Below are 21,096 nucleotides of genomic sequence, written 5' to 3' on the forward strand. Positions count from 1 at the left end.
GGAGCGGCCGCATCTGTCCTTGAAATACAAAACGCCCGATGCGGTGCATCGGGCGCTTTGAGACTGAAATAGGTGTAAACCTATTTCAGGACTAGACAGTGTCGATTTGTCGCGCCAATGCAGCCTCGGAACAGCGTCGCGCCGCACACCAGACCGTCTGACATCAGGAAGCCCTAAGCCGTTCAGCCGTGAACCTAGTGAGGGTCTCCAATGCTGTGCGCTTTCATGATGCCTTTTTGGGGAGGTTCAAAAAACAGTCGCCACGCACCGCGACCCTTGCTGCCTCCGATGCCCGGCAGATCCAGCGACCAAAGCCCAGCGAATGATTTATGAAGCGCTCCCTTGCCGTCCAGTACGTACCGCTCGACGGCCTTGTTGACAGCCACTCTCAAATCGCCATTCACGCTCCCCTCGGCTTTTTTGAACGCAGAACTCTGAAAAAACCCCTGCATATCCAACGTGGGGCGTTTACTGGCTGTACTGCGTGTTTCGCCAGAGCTGCCATCACCATTGGCCTTTGAAGCTTTTCCGGGCTTTGGACGTTTTCCTCCGCGCAAACCGACAGAGGCGTATTCCCAGACGCCCTGATCACTGAGATGAATGGGCATCTGGTAATAAGCGTCTGGCCTTCGAGCGTCTACAACTCGCCACGTTGCCATGTCCGTGTCGTATCGGATGGCGTAGGCCTTTTCAGCCTGCACTGCATAGAAGCGGGTCTCCGAGCCTTCATGAGCGCTTTCATGCACACCCCGGTAAACGCCATCATTACGCAGCTTTAGTTCAGCAGGCATCCTGCCCAGGGCTTTTTTTGGACTCAGGCCAGAGAGCCTTGCAGCTTTGACGGTTGCCGGTTTCACTCGCAGGCCATTGGCAGAAGTCAACCCGTCAGCCAATAGCAGCGACGCCTGTACAAAATAAAGCGGCGCATCGACGCCCTGCGCGATTGTCTCTTCGACGCCTTGCCACACGGCATACGCGCTACGAACCGCCGCGACGGGCATGTTCACTTTGAAGGGTGCGAATGTCAGAACGATTTCGCCAACCGCTTTGGTAATCTCCCAGGCGCTCTCCCAGTTGGCTTCCAACGTAGAAGTGGTCTGCTCATCGACAGCGTCCAGCAATCGATCTACCTCAGCTTCGTAAACGGCGTCGAAAAAGTTGCCTGTATAGGGCCTCAAGTCCATGTGCAGCGTGTTCTGAGCCACTGTCAGCACACGTCTGAGATCAGACTGTGCAGCGACCGGTGCCAGTTTCAGGAAGTAATCCAGCAAAGCAGGTTCAAGGAGAAAGCGCTGCCGCACGTCATCCAGCCCACTCAACTCACGGAAACACTGACCGTCCGGAGCCTGCGGTGTGAATATAACCAGCGAAGCAACACTTGAGAGGGATGTCCCGATGACCAGCAGGGTGTTCAAGGGAGTGTCATTGATAAACAGCTGGCTGATCCGAACGGAGTGGCCCTCAACCCTTGCTCGACTGTCACCATCGACAGGCTGATCAAGGACTGCACTGACCCACTTGTATCCTCGGTCCGCCAGGTGATCCGGCAACACTCCTGCCTCGACAAAATCCCCTGCCATCTTCGCTTCAATAGCGTCCAGTCGCATCTGCGACTGCATGACCCTTGCATAACGCTCCTGATGCCATTGGCCAGCAGAGGAGGTCAACAAAGTGGCTTTCAAGAAGGCCGAATAATGCTCGCCAACATTCAGTTCCCTGACCAGAGCGCGCATATAGCCTGCCGAGAGGAAACCAAGCAGCCGGCCCTGGCTATCGAAGGCCCGGCTGGTCAGCCAGAAGTTGATGTCGGTGAGGGCAACATTTGCCAGACTCAGCTCGGTAAGGCTGCGTCGTTCATCCGTGTAGTAATGCTCCGCCTCGGTCGGGCCCGCATAGACGTAGTCGATGTCGACGAAGCCCTCCACAACAATTTCGCTGTGGATGGTTTCGACGATCACTTCATCAGGGTTCACCAAAACCCCGAAGTCCGTTTCAATACGTTCTGCAAGCTTGTCACGCGCGTAACTGCGCAACTGCTCAGGCTCGTCAAACCCTGTGGGGCCGATCAAATCGGGGGCCTGGGCTTCCAGCAATGCCTGGCTGTAATCCAGAACGGCGGTTTTCCAATCGGCCTTGTCCGACAACGTCGCGTCCTTGAACCAGTCAGGTAAAAACGCACTGTCGACTTCGGTAGGGCTCTCAGGGTTGAACCAGCCGCCGTTATTGTGGATGGCCAAATGGGTCAGCGTCTCGCGGAAACCGCTGACATCGTCCTGCGCCTGCATACCCATGAGCGAGCGCTCGTGCGGCTGCAACAACCAACTGATCGCGAGGTAAAAACTGTCAGTACCCGAACCAACGTTTATCTCGCCGTTGCGCAGATCCAGTGCAGAGTAATTGCCGTCACCGTCATGTAGCAGAACCACATGGGTACCGTCATCTCCTGAGGGCTCGTAAGGGTCCATGCCAGGATCAATGATGACCAGTTCTCTGTTCAACGCAGACTCCAGCAGATCGCGAGCGCACTGCCCTGCCAAACGGTCCGTGCGCGGATTGTAAGCCCGGGTGCGCGCCAGGCCATCTATCGCAACATTGTCATTCCACTCATCCAGCGAGAGCATCAGAGCTTCATTGAATGACTCGGGAAAAGTGAGCGTTTCCAGCGCCTCGCTTTCCTGTTCCCCCGACAGTGGCATTCGTTCCAGCAGCTCTTCAAACCGGCCGACTGGCACTTCAGGGCACAGCGCCTGCAATACGCTCAATACCGGTGACGACGCTGAGTGGACGCGACGCCATAACGGCAGGAAAGGATTGGGCAAGCGATTTGGCGATTGCTGCTTGAACGTACAGTCATCAGCCATCAGTGCATCGAAGAGCATCGTGCGGTTGGATCGCGCAAGATCCGCTACTTGCTCGCGTAACGTCACGATTCGCCCGGCAATGCTGTTGCTCCCCGGGAAGTCACCCCCCAGGCCCAGCCTCGACCCAACGCCGAGCTGCTGGAAGAGGAGCACCATAAGCGCTTCTTCGTCAGCAACCGGAATGTTGCCTGGCGCGGTGTATTCCTTGTCACTGCTTTCGGTCAGCACAACGCTGTGCTGAATGACGCTTTCATCGCTGCCCTTGAGGTAGGTGGCGATGGCTTCGCCAGCGTCATCCAGAATCCTGATGGACAGGTCGGCAGGCCACTGCGCCAATTGAACGAGTAATGCAAACAAGGCGCTGTCGCTGTCGTCAGGAAAGAAGTCTTTCTCTGTGAAACGCTGAACGAGCTGATCGATGATTCGATCTGCCCGCTCACGCTTGCGGTGTTCGCGTATCGCCACTGAGCTGGGGGTGAAAAGGTTTCGCTGAAGTGATTTTTGTTGGTAGGTGCTGGCAAGCCTGCCAGCGGGTGCAGCTTTCAACATGGCTATTTCCTTATAGCGACATGAATGATGAGGGTATCTGCCGACGGAAGCCCTTCCGAAGGCGACGAGAAACCCTAGCGCGTTTCAGGCGCAAAAAGCGGGATCGGACACAGCCGGAAACCATCAACCAGAGGCTGACCGATATTGGCTAGTAGAGGCGACAACATGAGAGAGGATGAAACGTCGAGCTGCCGCCCCGGAACAGGGCGGCAGGACTCGAGTGAAAAGTCATGGCTGTTTCGAAACAAATCTATTTCAAGATTCGAAACGAGGACGAGTGATGAGACTCAGACGCCCAGATAATCCAGAATCCCTTCAGCCGCATTGCGGCCTTCAAAGATCGCGGTGACCACCAGATCAGAACCGCGCACCATATCGCCACCCGCGAAGATCTTCGGGTTGCTGGTCTGGTGCTTGTACTGCGCCTGTTCTGGAGCAACGACACGGCCCTGGCTATCGGTAGTGATCGTGGACGCTTCGAACCAGGCCGCCGGGCTTGGACGGAAACCGAACGCAATGACCACGGCATCTGCCGGGATGATTTCTTCGGAGCCCGGGATCGGCTCAGGGCTGCGGCGACCGCGTGCATCCGGCTCGCCCAGACGGGTTTCGACGACTTTTACGCCTTCGACCTTGTCTTCGCCAACGATGGCAATCGGCTGACGGTTGTAGAGGAACTTCACGCCCTCTTCCTTGGCGTTCTTCACTTCCTTGCGTGAGCCCGGCATGTTCTCTTCGTCACGACGGTACGCGCAGGTCACCGACTTGGCGCCTTGACGGATCGAGGTGCGGTTGCAGTCCATCGCGGTGTCGCCACCGCCGAGTACTACGACCCGCTTGCCTTTCATGTCGACAAAATCTTCAGGCGACTTTTCGAAGCCCAGATTGCGATTGACGTTGGCAATCAGGAAGTCGAGCGCATCATGCACGCCCGGCAGGTCCTCACCGGCAAAACCACCTTTCATGTAGGTGTAGGTGCCCATGCCCATGAACACCGCATCGTACTCTTCGAGCAGTTGATCGATGGTGATGTCCTTGCCGATTTCGGTATTGAGGCGGAACTCGATACCCATGCCGGTGAACACTTCACGGCGATGGCTCAGCACGGATTTTTCAAGTTTGAACTCCGGGATACCAAAGGTCAGCAGACCACCGATTTCCGGGTTCTTGTCGAATACCACTGGCGCCACACCACCACGTACCAGTACGTCGGCACAGCCAAGGCCTGCAGGGCCTGCGCCAATGATCGCGACACGCTTGCCGGTCGGCACGACCTTGGACATGTCCGGGCGCCAGCCCATAGCAAATGCGGTGTCGGTGATGTACTTCTCGACCGAACCGATGGTCACGGCACCAAAACCGTCGTTAAGGGTGCACGCACCCTCGCACAGACGGTCTTGCGGGCACACGCGGCCACAGACTTCCGGCAACGTATTGGTCTGGTGAGACAATTCGGCGGCCGCCAGAATGTTGCCCTCGGCGACCAGCTTGAGCCAGTTGGGAATGAAGTTGTGCACAGGGCACTTCCATTCGCAATACGGGTTGCCGCAACCCAGGCAGCGGTGCGCCTGATCGGCGGACTGCTGTGGCTTGAAAGGCTCGTAGATTTCCACGAACTCTTTCTTGCGCTGGCGCAGCAGCTTCTTCTTCGGGTCTTTACGCCCGACATCGATGAATTGAAAGTCGTTACTTAGACGCTCGGCCATTCTCTAGAACCTCTACACGACAGCTTCAGGCGATGTGCCTGAAGCTGCAGGAAATCATGTTCGCAGGCAAATCACGCGCTGCTGTTCACATGCGGCGCGCCAGCGCGCCGCTTAAAGCTGCAGTTACTGCGGATTTGCTCGGGTGCTGGAGAGCAGCGACTTCAGGTTGGCAGCCTTGGGCTTGACCAGCCAGAAGCGGCGCAGATAGTCGTCCAGGTTTTCAGCCAGGTTGCGACCCCATTCACTGTCGGTTTCCTCGACATACTCGTTCAGCACGGTTTGCAGATGGGTGCGATAGGCCTCCATCGACTCGCCGCTGATGCGCTGGATTTCAACCAGTTCGTGGTTGACCCGGTCAACGAAGGTGTTGTCCTGGTCGAGCACATAGGCGAAACCACCGGTCATGCCCGAGCCGAAGTTGTAGCCGGTCTTGCCGAGCACGCAGACAAAACCACCGGTCATGTATTCGCAGCAATGGTCGCCAGTGCCTTCTACAACGGTGTGGGCACCGGAGTTACGAACGGCGAAACGCTCACCTGCAGTGCCCGCCGCAAACAGCTTGCCGCCGGTTGCGCCGTACAGGCAGGTGTTACCGATGATGGCACTTTCGTTGGTCTTGAACGGGCTACCCTTGGGCGGCACGATGACCAGCTTGCCAGCCGTCATGCCTTTGCCGACATAGTCGTTGGCATCGCCTTCCAGGTACATGTTCAAACCACCTGCGTTCCACACCCCGAAGCTCTGACCTGCAGTGCCCTTGAAGCGGAACGTGACCGGTGCCTTGTTCATGCCCTGGTTGCCGTGCAGACGGGCAATCTCGCCAGAGATCCGCGCGCCGATGGATCGGTCGCAGTTGCAGATGTCCAGTTCGTAATCGCCGCCGCTGAGCGCTTCGATAGCCGGCTTGGCCAGTTCCACCATTTTTTCGGCCAGCAGCCCCTTGTCGAATGGCGGGTTGCGGTCCACCAGACTGAACTGAGGTTTGTCAGCCGGAATGTGGTCGCTGCCCAGCAAAGGCGTCAGGTCCAGGTGCTGTTGTTTCTCGGTTTCGCCCGGCAGGATTTCCAGCAGATCGGTACGACCGATCAACTCTTCGAGCGAGCGAACACCCAGCTTGGCCAGCCATTCACGGGTTTCTTCAGCCACGTAGGTGAAGAAGTTGATCACCATGTCGACGGTGCCGATGTAGTGGTCCTTGCGCAGCTTGTCGTTCTGGGTTGCAACGCCGGTCGCGCAGTTGTTCAGGTGACAGATACGCAGGTATTTGCAGCCCAGCGCGATCATTGGTGCGGTACCGAAGCCAAAGCTTTCGGCACCCAGAATCGCCGCCTTGATCACATCGAGGCCGGTTTTCAGGCCACCGTCGGTCTGCACACGAACCTTGCCGCGCAGATCGTTGCCACGCAGGGTCTGGTGAGTTTCAGCCAGGCCCAGTTCCCATGGCGCACCGGCGTACTTGATCGAGGTCAGCGGCGAAGCACCTGTGCCGCCGTCGTAACCGGAAATAGTGATCAGGTCAGCATAGGCCTTGGCCACACCAGCGGCGATCGTACCAACGCCCGCTTCTGCCACCAGCTTGACCGATACCAGCGCTGCCGGGTTGACCTGTTTAAGGTCGAAAATCAGCTGCGACAAGTCTTCGATCGAATAGATGTCATGGTGCGGAGGTGGCGAAATCAGGGTCACGCCAGGCACGGCATAACGCAGCTTGGCGATCAGGCCATTGACCTTGCCGCCTGGCAGTTGTCCGCCTTCGCCCGGTTTTGCACCTTGAGCCACCTTGATCTGCAACACGTCAGCGTTGACGAGGTACTCAGGCGTCACACCGAAACGGCCTGTTGCGATCTGCTTGATCTTCGAGCTGCGGATGGTGCCGTAGCGCGCCGGGTCTTCACCACCCTCACCGGAGTTGGAGCGTGCGCCCAGACGGTTCATCGCCTCGGCCAGCGCCTCATGTGCCTCGGGCGACAAGGCACCCAGAGAGATACCGGCTGAGTCGAAACGCTTGAGGATCTCGGTCAGAGGCTCGACTTCGTCGATGTTCAGCGGCTGGTCGAGGGTCTTGACCTGGAACAGGTCGCGAATCATCGACACAGGGCGCTTGTCCACCAGCGAGGTGTATTCCTTGAACTTGCTGTAGTCGCCCTGCTGCACGGCGGCTTGCAGGGTGCTGACCACGTCCGGGTTATAGGCGTGGTATTCGCCACCGAACACAAACTTGAGCAGACCGCCTTGCTGGATCGGCTTGCGCGGGCTCCAGGCTTCACCGGCCAGGGCTTTCTGTTCGGCTTCGATATCAACGAAGCGTGCGCCTTTCAGACGACTCGGCACACCACGGAAGCAGGTGTAGCAAACGTCTTCAGACAGGCCAATGGCTTCGAACAGCTGCGCGCCACGGTAGGACGCAACGGTCGAGATACCCATCTTGGACAGGATCTTGAGCAAGCCCTTGGTGATGCCTTTGCGGTAGTTCTTGAAGACCTCATAAAGGTCGCCCAGCACTTCACCGGTACGGATCAGGTCACCCAGCACTTCGTACGCCAGGAACGGATAGACCGCCGAAGCACCGAAGCCGATCAGCACAGCGAAATGGTGCGGGTCACGTGCGGTGGCGGTTTCTACCAGAATGTTGCTGTCGCAACGCAGACCTTGTTCGGTCAGACGGTGGTGAACCGCGCCAACTGCCAACGAGGCGTGCGCAGGCAGCTTGCCTGGTGCGATATGACGGTCGCTCAATACGATCAGGGTATGGCCGGAGCGCACGGCTTCTTCGGCCTGATCGGCAATGTTGCGTATAGCGGCGTCAAGACCAACGCTTTCATCGTAGTTCAGGTCGATGATGTAGCGTTCGAAGCCCGGACGGTCCAGGTTCATCAGCGAGCGCCACTTGGCCGGCGAGATGACCGGCGAGCTGAGGATCACGCGCGAAGCGTGCTCAGGTGACTCCTGGAAAATGTTGCGCTCGGCACCGAGGCAGATTTCCAGTGACATGACGATGGCTTCACGCAGCGGGTCGATCGGCGGGTTGGTCACCTGCGCGAACTGCTGACGGAAATAGTCATACGGCGAACGCACACGGCGCGACAACACTGCCATTGGCGTATCGTCACCCATGGAGCCTACGGCTTCCTGACCCTGCTCGCCCAGCGGACGCAGCACCTGATCGCGCTCTTCGAACGTGACCTGATACATTTTCATGTATTGCTTGAGCTGATCACTGTTATAGAAAGCCGAGCCGTGGTCGTTGTCTTCCATGGTGGCCTGAATGCGCAAGGCATTCTTGCGCAACCACTGTTTGTACGGATGACGGGACTTCAGACGGTTGTCGATGGCATCGGTGTCGAGGATCTGACCGGTTTCGGTGTCCACGGCAAAGATCTGGCCAGGACCTACACGGCCCTTGGCGATGACATCTTCCGGTTTGTAATCCCACACGCCGATTTCCGACGCGAGGGTGATATAGCCGTTCTTGGTGGTCACCCAGCGCGCCGGGCGCAGGCCGTTGCGGTCGAGCAGGCAGACCGCATGACGACCCTCGGTCATTACGATACCGGCCGGACCATCCCAAGGCTCCATGTGCATGGAGTTGTATTCATAGAACGCCCGGAGATCCGGGTCCATGGTTTCAACGTTCTGCCACGCAGGCGGAATGATCATGCGCACGCCGCGGAACAGGTCGATGCCACCAGTGACCATCAGTTCCAGCATGTTGTCCATGCTGGAGGAGTCGGAACCGACACGGTTGACCAGCGGGCCCAGTTCTTCCAGATCCATCAGATCGTTGGTGAACTTGGTGCGACGCGCCTGTGCCCAGTTACGGTTACCGGTAATGGTGTTGATCTCGCCGTTGTGGGCGAGAAAGCGGAACGGCTGTGCAAGCGGCCATTTCGGCAGGGTATTGGTCGAGAAACGCTGGTGGAACACGCAGATCGCGGTTTGCAGACGCTCGTCGCTCAGGTCCGGAAAGAAGGCCGTGAGGTCGGCCGGCATCATCAGACCTTTGTAAATGATGGTCTTGTGCGAAAAGCTGCAGATGTAGTGGTCCACGTCCGCAGCGTTGGCCACCGAGGAACGGCGACGCGCGCTGAACAGCTTGATCGCGAATTCCTGATCGCTCAGACCTTCACCGCCGATGTAAACCTGTTCGATCTTCGGCAGACGTTCCAGGGCCAGGCGGCCCAGCACGCTGGTATCGATCGGCACTTCACGCCAGCCCACCAGTTCCAGACCCTCGGCCAGGATCTCGCGGTTCATGTTTTCGCGGGCGGCATCGGCCTTGGCGTCGTCCTGATTGAGGAACACCATGCCCACTGCGTACTGGCGGGGCAGTTCGACGCCGAAATGTTGCTTGGCCATTGCGCGCAGGAAGCCATCAGGCTTCTGAATCAACAGACCACAACCGTCACCGGTCTTGCCGTCGGCGTTGATACCGCCACGGTGGGTCATGCAGGTCAGGGCTTGGATAGCCGTCTGCAACAGGTGATGACTGGGCTCGCCTTGCATATGAGCGATCAGGCCGAAACCACAGTTATCCTTGAATTCATCTGGTTGGTACAGACCTGCTTTCATAGACACTTTCTCACCAGGCTGCCTCTTTACGAGGCAAATTTCCTTTTAATTCAACCAATTACCTGACACGCCGAACGAACGCCAGCTTCGGTCAGGCAAAACAGAGGTCATTGTACACAGCGATACCGAGGCTCACAAATTTAACGACGATTGGTCGATAATCAATGTCGCAATTATGAAAGTTTTAGAGTGGGTCGCTGTGCTAGTCAAAGTATTTTTTCAAAAACCAGACTGACGCGATAAAGACTGGGTGTGCGTTTGTAACGCAGACGCCGCAAGGCGCGCCACTAAAAAGCGGCGCGCGAGCGGACTAAGTCAGGTGTGCCGGGTGAGCGGCCTGGATAAGGCCGCTGCGACTTCAGCGGGTGGCGCCGAGCTCTTGTTGGATGCTGGCGACAGTACGAGGCCAAGGTTTACCAGCCTGAACCTTGGCTGGCAAGACCTTGATGGCCGCAAGGGCGGCATTTCGGTCAGCAAAGTTACCGTAGGTCACGACGTACAGCGGCTTGCCTTGCAGAGTTTTCTTGAAGTAGCGGTACTCGCCACCCTGCTCTGCAATGTAAGCCTGCGCCGTGGCTTCGGAACTGGTACCCAGAATCTGCACCACATAGTGACCTGGCGCCTGACCGCTATACCAGCTGCCACCGGCAGCAGGTTTGGCTGCCGCAGCGGCCGGTTTCTCGGCAGGCTTGGCAGCAGGCGCGGCAGGCTTGGCCGTGGCTACCTGAGTCGGCGCTGGCGTTGGCCTGGCTGCCGGCGCAGGCGCAGGCGCAGCGGGCGTTGGTGCCGGGATCGACGAGCGAGGCACCTGGGCTGCGGCCTGACCGGCGGGCACACCTGCCGGAGGTGCGGTAGTGGTCACGGTCGGAGGCTGAGCAGGCGAGCCGGAAGGCACCGCATCCTCGTCGCCATCACCAGAACCCGCTGCCTCGGCCAGCGGACCACGCATGACCGGTTGCGAGTTGCCAACCAGCGGCAACGGCATCGGCTGCGAGTTGCCCGCGAACTCAATGGCCGGGCCACCATTGTTCGATTGCTGACCAGAAGGAGTGCCCTGCCCCAGGGGCAGTTGTGCCTGGGCCGTTGCAGGAGCATTGGCAGGCGCAGCGGTCTTGTCACCGCGACCAGGGATCAGCACAGCTGCTGCCACGGCCACTATGACAACGGCTCCCAAAGCCAATACGTGTTTTTTCGGCATGTTGAACCCCATACTTGGACGCTTGACCGCTGAACGACTGGCGATCATGGCCTCAATCATTGAATCACGGGCAACCTGGTTGATAGCCCCAGGCCAGCCATCGGACTGTTCGTGGATATCGGTGATCTGGTCGGCAGTAAACAATGCAATTCCCTGCCCTGCACCCTCCAGACGTTGAGCCAGATACTCCCGGGTTTCTTCTTCCGTATAGGGTTGCAGTTCGATGACATGAAAGCGTTCGCCTTCGACATCGCCCTGCAGTTCGGCACACAGCTGGTCGAGACGATCCAGCAGCGACGGCTCGCCGAACAGAAACACATGCGGACGCCCTTCAGGCGTACCCGCAGCAAGACCCAGCAACGCTTCGAGCGCCGAATCGCCAAGTTGTTCCGCATCGTCCACCAGCAAGTACACTTCCTGGCCGGTAAGGCCAAGCTGCACGACCTGCGACAGGATGGCCTGCATTTCGGCCTGAGCAACGCTCAGCGCCTGCGCGACCTGCTGCAAAACGCCTGCGGCGTCGTTGGCGCCACGCGCCGAAACCACGACACTCTGGACCGACTGCTTGTTGGTGCTCGCAACCAGCGCCTGACGCAACAGCGTCTTGCCGCTGCCCTGAGGCCCGGTGACTGCCAGCAGCAGCTGACTGTAGCGAGCCAGATGGTGGAGCTGCCCCAACACGGGCTTGCGCTGGGCAGGGAAGAATTTGAAGCCAGGTACCCGCGCTGCAAAGGGGTCATGACTCAACTGATAATGGCCGAGGAAGGCCTCGTCGGCGTGCAAACTAGTCATGGGGTTTCCGTTAACCTCTAAGCTGATCCACCAGGGCGCGATAATCCGCAACCAGAGTGGCCTGTAATACTTCTTTTGGATAATCGTCCGTGATAACCGCTTCACCCATCTGACGCAGCAGCACCAGACGCAGACGTCCATCGATGACTTTCTTGTCGATAGCCATGTGTTCGAGGAAGTTGTCTTCCGTCATGTCCTGTGGAGGCACGACCGGCAATCCCGCACGTTGAAACAGGCGGATGCCACGATCACGATCCTGTGTGCTGATCCAGCCCAGACGCGACGACATTTCAAGCGCCATCACCGTGCCAGCAGCCACTGCTTCGCCATGCAGCCAGACACCATAGCCCATATGCGTCTCGATGGCGTGCCCGAATGTATGCCCAAGGTTCAACGTGGCGCGGACACCCGACTCGCGCTCATCGGCACCGACCACCAGCGCCTTTGCCGCGCAGGAGCGCTCGATGGCCTTGGTCAGCGCCACCTGATCCAGCTCACGCAGCGCGTCGACATGCTCTTCGAGCCAGGTCAGAAAAGGCTCGTCGCAGATAAGACCGTATTTGATCACTTCGGCCAGCCCGGCGGACAATTCACGCGCAGGCAGGGTGTTGAGCGAGGTGGTATCGATCAGCACGACACTCGGCTGGTAGAACGCGCCCACCATGTTCTTGCCCAACGGATGGTTGATGCCGGTCTTGCCGCCGACCGAAGAGTCCACCTGGGACAGCAGCGTCGTAGGGATCTGAATGAAATTCACGCCACGCTGATAACAGGCCGCCGCGAAACCTGCCATGTCGCCAATCACACCCCCGCCCAACGCAATCACAGTGGTGCGGCGGTCATGACGGGCTGTCAGCAGGCCGTCAAAAATGGTTTGCAGGGTTTCCCAGTTCTTGAACGCTTCGCCATCGGGCAGCACGACGGGCAGAACGTTATAGCCAGCCAGGGTGCGGGTCAGACGCTCCAGATACAGCGGGGCCACTGTCGCATTGGACACGATAGCTACCTGACGCCCGACAATGTGCGGGGCCAGCAGCTCGAGACGGTCCAGAAGGCCTTCGCCAATATGGATCGGGTAGCTACGTTCACCAAGCTCGACCGTAAGTGTCTGCATGTGTCCCCACATTGATTACCGATTGGGCGATAGCACGTTCGCGTGCTTCAGGACTGCCATGACGCAGCGTCATGTACCGTCACTGTTTTTTATGGTCGCCGAGGATAGCGCATTTTCGTCTGCGCTTTAACGGGGAGGAAGCTCGGCCAGACGAGCCAGTATGTCGAGGACGACCATTCGCGGTGGCCGCTCATCGGTTTCAACCACCAGATCGGCGATCTCCCGATACAACGGGTCGCGTATGGCTAGCAGTTCGCTCAACACGCGGGCGGGATCTGCAGTGCGCAATAACGGCCTATTACGGTCACGCGCAGTCCTGCCGACTTGCTGCTCAACTGAAGCGTGAAGGTAGACCACACGCCCGCCAGCATGCAACGCCTGCCGATTTTCACTGCGCATGACCGCACCGCCGCCCGTCGCCAGGACAACGCCATCGGCTTCGCACAGCTCTGCAATCATGGCCTGCTCACGATCTCGAAAGCCGGGCTCGCCTTCCTTGTCGAAAATCCAGGGAATATTGGCGCCCGTGCGCAGTTCGATTTCCTTGTCGGAATCCTTGAACGGCAGTCGCAACTCTTTGGCAAGCAAGCGGCCGATGGTGCTCTTGCCAGCACCCATCGGCCCCACAAGTATTAAATTTCGCACAGAATCAACGACTCACAGCAATCGCCTGGTTGTTCATGATACGCGGTGTCAGAAATACCAACAGCTCGGATTTCGCCTCTGATACCACGTCGCGCCTGAAAAGGCGGCCAAGATACGGCACATCACCGAGAAATGGCACTTTCTCTACAACTTTACTTTGCGTATTTGAGAACACGCCACCGATCACGATGGTCTCGCCGTCAGAAATCAACACCTTGGCGTTGACCTCGTTTTTCTTGATGGGCGGCACACCCAGCACCGCATTGATGTAGTCCGGTTCGTCCTTGGTGACCTTGACCTCCATGATAATGCGATTGTCCGGAGTGATCTGCGGCGTGACTTCCAGCGACAGGGAAGCCTCCTTGAAACTCACCGTCGTTGCGCCACTGGAGCTGGATTCCTGGTACGGGATTTCCGTACCCTTGAGGATCTTGGCGGTTTCCTTGTCGGAGGTAACGACTTTGGGCTGCGAAACGATTTCACCGTTGCCGGTCTTTTCCATCGCGCTCAGCTCAAGGTCCAGCAGCGTATTGTTGGTGACAAAGCCCAGCCCGATCCCGGTCGTTGCATTGGCCGCACCCAGGTCGACGAACGGCGTGTTCGGGCCCACATCTGTGCCCGTGTTACCTGCCTCATCGCCTTTATTATCCAGACCGTAACCGGTCCATTTGCCATTTCCGCTGCGGTTGGTGGTTCCGCCCCAGCGCACGCCGATTTCCTTGTCGTAATCGACATTGGCTTCGACAATCCGCGCTTCGATCATGACCTGACGCACAGGAATATCCAGCTGCGAAACGATGCGCCGCAGCTCGTCGAGCCGGTCCTGGGTCTGGTAGGCAATGATGTTGTTGGTGCGCTCGTCGACCGTGATCGAGCCGCGCTCGTCGGTTTTTGACTCCGCGCTGGTTACCGACTGGAACAGCTTGGCAATATCAGCCGCCTTGGCGTAGTTGACCTGCAACAGCTCACGGCGCAACGGTGCCAGCTCGGCGATCTGTTTCAGCGACTCCAATTCCTGACGTTCACGCGCAGCGATTTCGTCGGCCGGGGCCACCAGCAGCACGCTGCCAACCTTGCGCTTGTCGAGGCCTTTGGTCTTGAGCACCAGATCCAGCGCCTGATCCCATGGCACGTTTTGCAGGCGCAGGGTGATACCGCCCTGAACCGTGTCACTGGCGACCAGGTTGAGGTTGGTGAAGTCGGCGATCAGTTGCAGGACCGAACGCACGTCGATGTCCTGGAAGTTCAGTGACAGCTTTTCACCGGTGTACACCGGTTTGTCAGCGGCGCGACGGTCCACGTCTTCGTTGGTCAGCGGACGCACACTGATCGTCAGTTTGTTCTCGGTCTGAAACGCCGAATAGTCGAACGCGCCAGAAGGTTCAATCGAGATGCTGGCCTTGTCACCGGTCGCGGTGGCACTGACGAACTGCACCGGGGTCGCGAAATCCTTGACGTCGAGGCGAACCCGCAATGGCTCCGGCAACTGAGTCTTGGCGAAATCCACACGGATCTTGCCACCCTGCTCCTGAATGTCCGGCGCGATACTGGCATTGCTCAGGTCGATGACCACATTACCTTCGCCCAACTCACCCCGCTGAAAATCGACATTGCGAATGGCCCGTACACCAGAGGGCACGAACGGCTTCGCGGACGCCGGGACAGGCGATGGAACTGCAACCCGTGGCGCGCCCATTGCTGTTGTTGGCTGGGAAGCCTGAGCGGCAGCAGCCCCCTGACCAATGACCACGTACAAATTATTGCCATCGACCCTTGAGCTATAAGGGGACAGCGACGTCAGATTGATGATGACACGCGTACGGTCCTGGGCCTGTACCACGACAACACTGCGTGCGTTGCCCGACCCCAGGTCGCGGCTTTTGGTCGCCAACTGGCTGGTCACACCCGGCAGGTCCAGCGCAATACGCGCAGGCTGCTCGGTGGTATAGCCACGCGGAGCCGGAACAGGCGAGTCGAACGAGAGCTTGATCTCGATTCGATCGCCCGGCAGTGCCGCGACGTCCAGCGTTTTAAGGTTGGCAGCCTGCAAAACCGGCGAAACCATCGTTATCCATAACGACACGCCGATAATCGAGAGTATCCGGGTCATGATCAATTTCCGTTGTGCGGTGCTATGCATGCTTGGCCTTGCCCACTTCATGAGCGTTCTTTGAGGGCAATACTGCGCGGCCTTTCCAGCCAGGCCCCCTCTCCATCAGGAACTATTTCGATGACATCGACCTGCGCATCGCTGACCGACACAATCCGACCGTTATTACGTCCCAGGTAATCGCCTACCTTGACGCGATGTACCCCTCCAGCCCCACGCAACAACGCGAACGTACCGGACTCGTTACCAATCGTGCCCACCATCTCGAACGACTCGATATTGAAGCCTTCGAGGAACTGCTTGACGCGGTTTTCATCCGGCGCAACAAGCCGTGTTCCCCGCTGACGGTTCAGCGGATCCATCCTGACGGCGGGCTGAAACGGGCTGCGCAGCGTGGCGGCGTTGTAGGTGAACGCTTCGTAGGCCCGAAACTTGGGCAGGGGCTCAATACTTCCGGTCGGACGCGCCTGGGCCTGATGCATGAACTCGGTCAGGTCAGAAAAATCCTTGTCGCCACCGCAACCGGCCAACCCGAGCAGAACCGTACTGACGCACAACACACGCGCCGCCCTCATTTCTTCAGCCCTTCATCGTTGTAGCGGTAAGTCTTGGCCAGGATGCTCATACGCAGCTTGTTGGGCGTTTTTGGATCGGCTGGCTTAATCTCGAAATCATGCAGCGTCACAATGCGCGGCAAGCTCGCCACGCCACTGACGAAGGTCGCTAGGTCGTGATAGCCACCGACCACTGTGATCTGTATCGGCAATTCGATGTAGAACTGCTGAACGGCTTCAGGCAACAGTTTGATTTCCTCGAACTCAAGGCCGCTGCCCAGACCTGTGCGAGTGATGTCTTCGAGCAGGCCAGGCACCTCGGTGTCGCTGGGCAACTGCCGCAACAACGTACCGAAGGTGTTTTCCATCTCGTCCATCTGCCTTTTGTAAGGCTCCAGATTCGCAGCCTGAAAAGCCTTGGTGGAAAATTGCTCTTTGAGCGTCATCTCTGTGGCCTGGTTACTTTGCAACTGGGTTTCCAGATCCTGAATAAAGAAAAAATAACCCAGCACGAAAATCAGCACGGCGGTCAAAACGCCAGCTATCGCCTTGACCGCAGCGGGCCATGAACCCATGTTGCTCAGGTCCAGATCGTTCAAGTCGACCTTGCGTAATCCTTCAAGCCATTCGGACATGTTCATGGCTTGGCTCCTTCGACAACGGCTGCCTGAGGCTGCGTCTGGCGTACCGTCAACTGAAAGACGTTAGCCTGATCCAGCGCACCAGCGGTTGTCGCCTTGACCTCAGTCAGACTCGGCGCCTCCAGCCAGTCGGAGGCTTCAAGGTTACGCATCAGGTCGGAGACGCGGTTGTTGGATTCGGCCGAACCACTGATAGCGATCACTTTGTCCGTCATCTTGACCTGAGAAAAATAAACGCCATCCGGCAAGGTGCGCGCCAACTGATCGAATACCCGCCCTGTGATCGGGCGGTTGCCTTGCAGGTCCTGGATGATTTTCATACGCTCCAGCAACTGCTTGCGACGCGCTCTGAGCTCGCTGATTTCCTTGATACGCGCATCAAGCTGGGTGACTTGCACCTGCAAAAACGCGTTGCGAGCCATTTGATGCTCGATGGCCATGCTGACATAGCGGTCGATCAGAAACAGTGCGCCTACCGACAGCACTACCACACCCACCAAAACCGTCAGGAAACGCTTTTTGCGCTCTTCACGCAGCTCTTCACGCCAGGGTAATAAGTTGATCCGCGCCATCAGTCGAAGCTCCTCAAAGCAAGACCGCACGCGATCATCAGGGCAGGTGCATCACTGGCCAACGCACCAGCGTTGACCTTGGCGCTCAACGCCATGTCGGCAAAAGGATTGGCGACCATGGTCGGCGTGCCGATGCGGCGCTGGATGAGATGCTCCAGACCTGCGATGGAAGCCGTACCGCCCGCCAGCATGATGTGGTCCACCGTGTTGTACTGGCCTGCCGCAAAAAAGAACTGCAAGGATCGGGACACCTGTTGCACAAGTGCATCCTTGAACGGATCCAGTACCTCGCTGACATAGTCGTCCGGCAGGCCGCCCTGCTTTTTCGCAAGGCCGGCTTCTTCCATCGACAGACCGTAACGGCGCTGGATTTCGTCAGTCAGTTGTCGACCACCGAACAGTTGCTCGCGGGTATAAATGATGCGTCCATGGTGAAGCACGCTGAGCGTGGTCATGGTTGCGCCGATGTCGACGACGGCAACCGTCAACTCGTCGTGGCCGTTGCCCAGTTGCGCAGCCAGCAGGCCGAAGGATCGCTCGAGCGCATAGGCTTCAACGTCCACGACCTTTGCGGTCAGCCCGGCCAGCGCCAACGCGGCTTCGCGCACTTCGACGTTTTCCTTGCGACAGGCGGCCAGCAGCACTTCGACTCGCTCAGGGTTGCGGACCGAATAGCCCTGCACCTCAAAATCGATGGCAACTTCTTCAAGCGGATAAGGGATGTACTGATCAGCTTCAAGCTTGAGCTGATTCTCCATGTCGTCGTCAGACAGGCCTGCATCCATCTCGATGGTCTTGGTGATGACCGCCGAACCTGCAACGGCAACCGCCACTGCCTTGACACTGGTTTTGGCCTTGACGAGCACGCGTGACAGCGCCTGACCAACCCCTTCGAGGTCAGCGATATTTTTTTCGACAACGGCGTTGGCCGGTAACGGCTCGACGGCGTAGGACTCGACCTTATAGCGGGTGCCGGAACGACTCAATTCAAGGAGTTTTACCGAGGTGGAGCTAATATCGATCCCTAGAAGGGTGTTGGCCTTCTTACGGAAGAGTTCGAACACAACCTTATTCCTATGAGTTTCCGTCACTTACGGAGTTATTTCGGGTCAACGTCTCTGTCGACAGCCTTGACAGTAGCGCAAATCACGCTCGGGGACGAAAAATGCTTATAATGCCCAGCGTTTTTTTCATTTGAGAAAGCTTCAAGGCGTGTTCATTTGTAAATGCCTGCGCTTAACCCATTCTTTTTTCTGGAAATCCAAAAGCCTTGATACGCCTGCTGAAGTTTTTCTGGTGGTCTCTCGTCGCGGTATTCTGCTCGCTGTTGCTCGGCTTGAGCGGCGCGTTCCTTTATCTGAGCCCTACCCTGCCATCCGTTGAGGCGCTGCGAAGCATCCAACTGCAAATTCCACTTCGTGTGTACAGCAGCGACGGCAAGCTGATCGCGGAGTTTGGCGAGATGCGCCGGACCCCTATTCGCTTCGCTGAGATCCCGCCCAACTTCATCAATGCACTGTTATCGGCAGAAGATGACAATTTCGCCAATCACTACGGTGTCGATCCCAGCAGCCTGATGCGTGCCGCCACACAACTGGTGAAAAGCGGTCACATTCAATCGGGCGGCAGTACCATCACGATGCAAGTCGCGAAAAACTTTTTTTTGACGAGTGAAAGAAGCTTTTCCCGCAAAACCACCGAAATCCTTCTTGCCCTGCAAATCGAGCGCCAACTCACCAAAGACGAGATTCTCGAGCTGTACGTCAACAAGATCTATCTGGGCAATCGGGCCTACGGAATCGAGGCGGCGGCGCAAGTCTACTACGGTAAATCGATCCGCGATGTAAGCTTGGCGCAAATGGCCATGATTGCCGGTTTGCCCAAGGCACCGTCACGTTTCAACCCACTGGCAAACCCGACCCGCGCCAAGGAACGACGCGACTGGATCCTTGGTCGCATGTATCGCCTCGGCAAAATCGACCAGACTGCTTACCAGACCGCCCTGGCCGAGCCACTCAACGCCAGTTACCACGTTCCAACGCCAGAAGTTAACGCCCCCTACATCGCCGAAATGGCGCGGGCGGACATGGTCGGGCGGTTCGGCAGCGAGGCTTATACAGAGGGCTTCCGCGTCACCACGACTGTGCCAAGCGACCTTCAGGAACACGCCAACGAAGCCATTCGGACAGGGCTGATCGACTACGACCAGCGTCACGGCTACCGTGGACCGGAGAGTCGCTTCCCGGGCATGACCCGCGCCAACTGGGCACAGGAACTGACTAAACAACGGACGATCAACGGCATCGAGCCTGCCATCGTCACGCAGATCGACAAGACCGGCTTGCGTGTCCTCACGCGCAACGGTGAAAAGGAAGAGACCGTCGAGTGGAGCTCCATGAAATGGGCTCGCCCGTACCTGAATACCAACAGCCTGGGCGCCAATCCCAAGCAACCCGGAGATGTTGCGCACGTCGGCGACCTGATTCGCGTGCTGCGCCAGGCCGACGGCTCGCTGAAATTCAGTCAAATTCCCGTCGCGCAAAGCGCGCTGGTGTCGCTGGATCCGCAGAACGGTGCGATCCGGGCGCTGGTTGGCGGCTTCGCGTTCGAGCAAAGTAACTATAACCGGGCGATGCAGGCCAAGCGCCAGCCGGGATCGAGCTTCAAACCGTTCATTTATAGTGCGGCGCTTGATAATGGCTACACCGCCTCCAGCCTCGTGAACGATGCGCCTATCGTCTTCGTTGACGAATATCTGGACAAGGTCTGGCGCCCGAAGAACGACACCAACACGTTCCTCGGTCCGATCCGTCTTCGCGAGGCGCTGTACAAGTCGCGTAACCTGGTGTCGATCCGCCTGTTACAGGCGCTGGGCGTCGACAGCACGATCGACTACATCACACGCTTCGGCTTCGCCAAGCAGGACCTGCCGCGCAACCTCTCGCTTGCACTGGGTACGGCAACGCTCACCCCGATGGAGATTGCCACTGGCTGGAGCGCCTTCGCCAACGGTGGCTACAAGGTCAGCCCTTACCTGATCCAGACCATCGAGAACCGCGACGGCCAGACGATCTTCATCGCCAATCCGCCTACCGTACCCGCCAATGACGCGAAGACTGCACCTGACACCTCAACATTTGCCGTGCATGACAGCCCGAGCGTGACGCCTGCGTCGTCGATGACACCCGTTGAGCCTCAGACGACAATTCCTGCCGAGCGTATCGTGGACGGCCGTACGACCTACATCCTCAACAGCATGCTGCAGGACGTGATCAAACGCGGCACCGGCCGTCGTGCCCTGTCCATGAACAGGCCGGACATTGCCGGCAAGACCGGTACGACCAATGACTCCAAGGATGCATGGTTCTCCGGCTACAACGCCGATTACATCACCACGGTCTGGTCAGGCTTCGATCAGCCTGAAAGCCTTGGACGGCATGAGTTCGGCGGCACGGTCTCGCTGCCGATCTGGATGGACTACATGAGCGCCGCGCTGAAGGACAAGCCACCGCATCAACAGGCCGAACCGGATGGCATCCTGAGCCTGCGGGTTGACCCACTCAGCGGCCGGGCAGCAACACCAAGCACGCCTAACGCGTTCTTCGAGCTGTTCAAAAGCGAAGACACGCCACCCAGCGTCAACGAACTGGGCGGCAGCGCGCCGGGCAGTCCTCTGCCGGCAGACGAGTCAGCACCGATCGATCTGTTCTAGCCAATACTCGTGGCGGGCTTGCTCAAAGCCCGCCACGAATGGCTCGTCATACCCTCCTTTACACGACCGGCCC

General features: G+C 58.2%; 12 protein-coding genes. 1 reads left to right on the forward strand and 11 read right to left on the reverse strand.

The genetic code is table 11. The annotated features are described in order from the left end of the window. Positions 1–194: 194 nt before the first annotated feature. The 11 genes from KDX37_RS20075 to KDX37_RS20125 all read right to left on the reverse strand — a co-directional run bounded on the left by KDX37_RS20075 (position 195) and on the right by KDX37_RS20125 (position 18,375). On the reverse strand, positions 195–3,410 hold the full coding sequence (locus KDX37_RS20075) for a dermonecrotic toxin domain-containing protein (RefSeq protein ID WP_231654453.1): 3,216 nt from the start codon (positions 3,408–3,410) through the stop codon (positions 195–197). A 287-nt stretch (positions 3,411–3,697) separates the two neighbouring features. Then, positions 3,698–5,116, reverse strand: coding sequence for an FAD-dependent oxidoreductase (locus tag KDX37_RS20080; protein ID WP_231654454.1), 1,419 nt, complete (start codon positions 5,114–5,116; stop codon positions 3,698–3,700). Positions 5,117–5,239: 123 nt separating this feature from the next. Further along, on the reverse strand, positions 5,240–9,685 hold the full coding sequence (gene gltB / locus KDX37_RS20085; RefSeq protein WP_231654510.1) for a glutamate synthase large subunit: 4,446 nt from the start codon (positions 9,683–9,685) through the stop codon (positions 5,240–5,242). Positions 9,686–10,043: 358 nt separating this feature from the next. Beyond that, complete coding sequence (locus KDX37_RS20090) at positions 10,044–11,675, reverse strand: SPOR domain-containing protein (protein ID WP_231654455.1); 1,632 nt, start codon at positions 11,673–11,675, stop codon at positions 10,044–10,046. A 10-nt stretch (positions 11,676–11,685) separates the two neighbouring features. After that, positions 11,686–12,789 (reverse strand): 3-dehydroquinate synthase, encoded by a 1,104-nt coding sequence (gene aroB, locus KDX37_RS20095; protein WP_231654456.1) that lies wholly within the window; start codon positions 12,787–12,789, stop codon positions 11,686–11,688. A 126-nt stretch (positions 12,790–12,915) separates the two neighbouring features. Next, positions 12,916–13,434, reverse strand: coding sequence for a shikimate kinase AroK (gene aroK / locus KDX37_RS20100; protein ID WP_231654457.1), 519 nt, complete (start codon positions 13,432–13,434; stop codon positions 12,916–12,918). A gap of 4 nt (positions 13,435–13,438) precedes the next feature. Then, positions 13,439–15,544: a type IV pilus secretin PilQ gene (gene pilQ, locus KDX37_RS20105; RefSeq protein ID WP_231654458.1), complete on the reverse strand. Its 2,106-nt coding sequence runs from the start codon at positions 15,542–15,544 to the stop codon at positions 13,439–13,441. A gap of 47 nt (positions 15,545–15,591) precedes the next feature. Continuing rightward, complete coding sequence (locus tag KDX37_RS20110) at positions 15,592–16,119, reverse strand: pilus assembly protein PilP (protein WP_231654459.1); 528 nt, start codon at positions 16,117–16,119, stop codon at positions 15,592–15,594. Continuing rightward, on the reverse strand, positions 16,116–16,739 hold the full coding sequence (gene pilO, locus KDX37_RS20115; protein ID WP_231654460.1) for a type 4a pilus biogenesis protein PilO: 624 nt from the start codon (positions 16,737–16,739) through the stop codon (positions 16,116–16,118). The genes KDX37_RS20110 and pilO overlap by 4 nt, the downstream gene beginning before the upstream one ends. Beyond that, entirely contained in the window at positions 16,736–17,311 is a 576-nt protein-coding gene (locus tag KDX37_RS20120) for a PilN domain-containing protein (RefSeq protein WP_231654461.1), read from the reverse strand. The genes pilO and KDX37_RS20120 overlap by 4 nt, the downstream gene beginning before the upstream one ends. Further along, positions 17,311–18,375 (reverse strand): pilus assembly protein PilM, encoded by a 1,065-nt coding sequence (locus KDX37_RS20125; RefSeq protein WP_231654462.1) that lies wholly within the window; start codon positions 18,373–18,375, stop codon positions 17,311–17,313. Before KDX37_RS20125 ends, KDX37_RS20120 begins: the two co-directional genes overlap by 1 nt. Positions 18,376–18,584: 209 nt before the next feature. Between KDX37_RS20125 and KDX37_RS20130 the strand changes: the two genes are divergently transcribed. After that, positions 18,585–21,023: a penicillin-binding protein 1A gene (locus tag KDX37_RS20130; RefSeq protein ID WP_406642911.1), complete on the forward strand. Its 2,439-nt coding sequence runs from the start codon at positions 18,585–18,587 to the stop codon at positions 21,021–21,023. Positions 21,024–21,096 lie beyond the last annotated feature (73 nt).

The organism is Pseudomonas californiensis (assembly GCF_021147775.1).
Lineage (GTDB): Bacteria > Pseudomonadota > Gammaproteobacteria > Pseudomonadales > Pseudomonadaceae > Aquipseudomonas > Aquipseudomonas californiensis.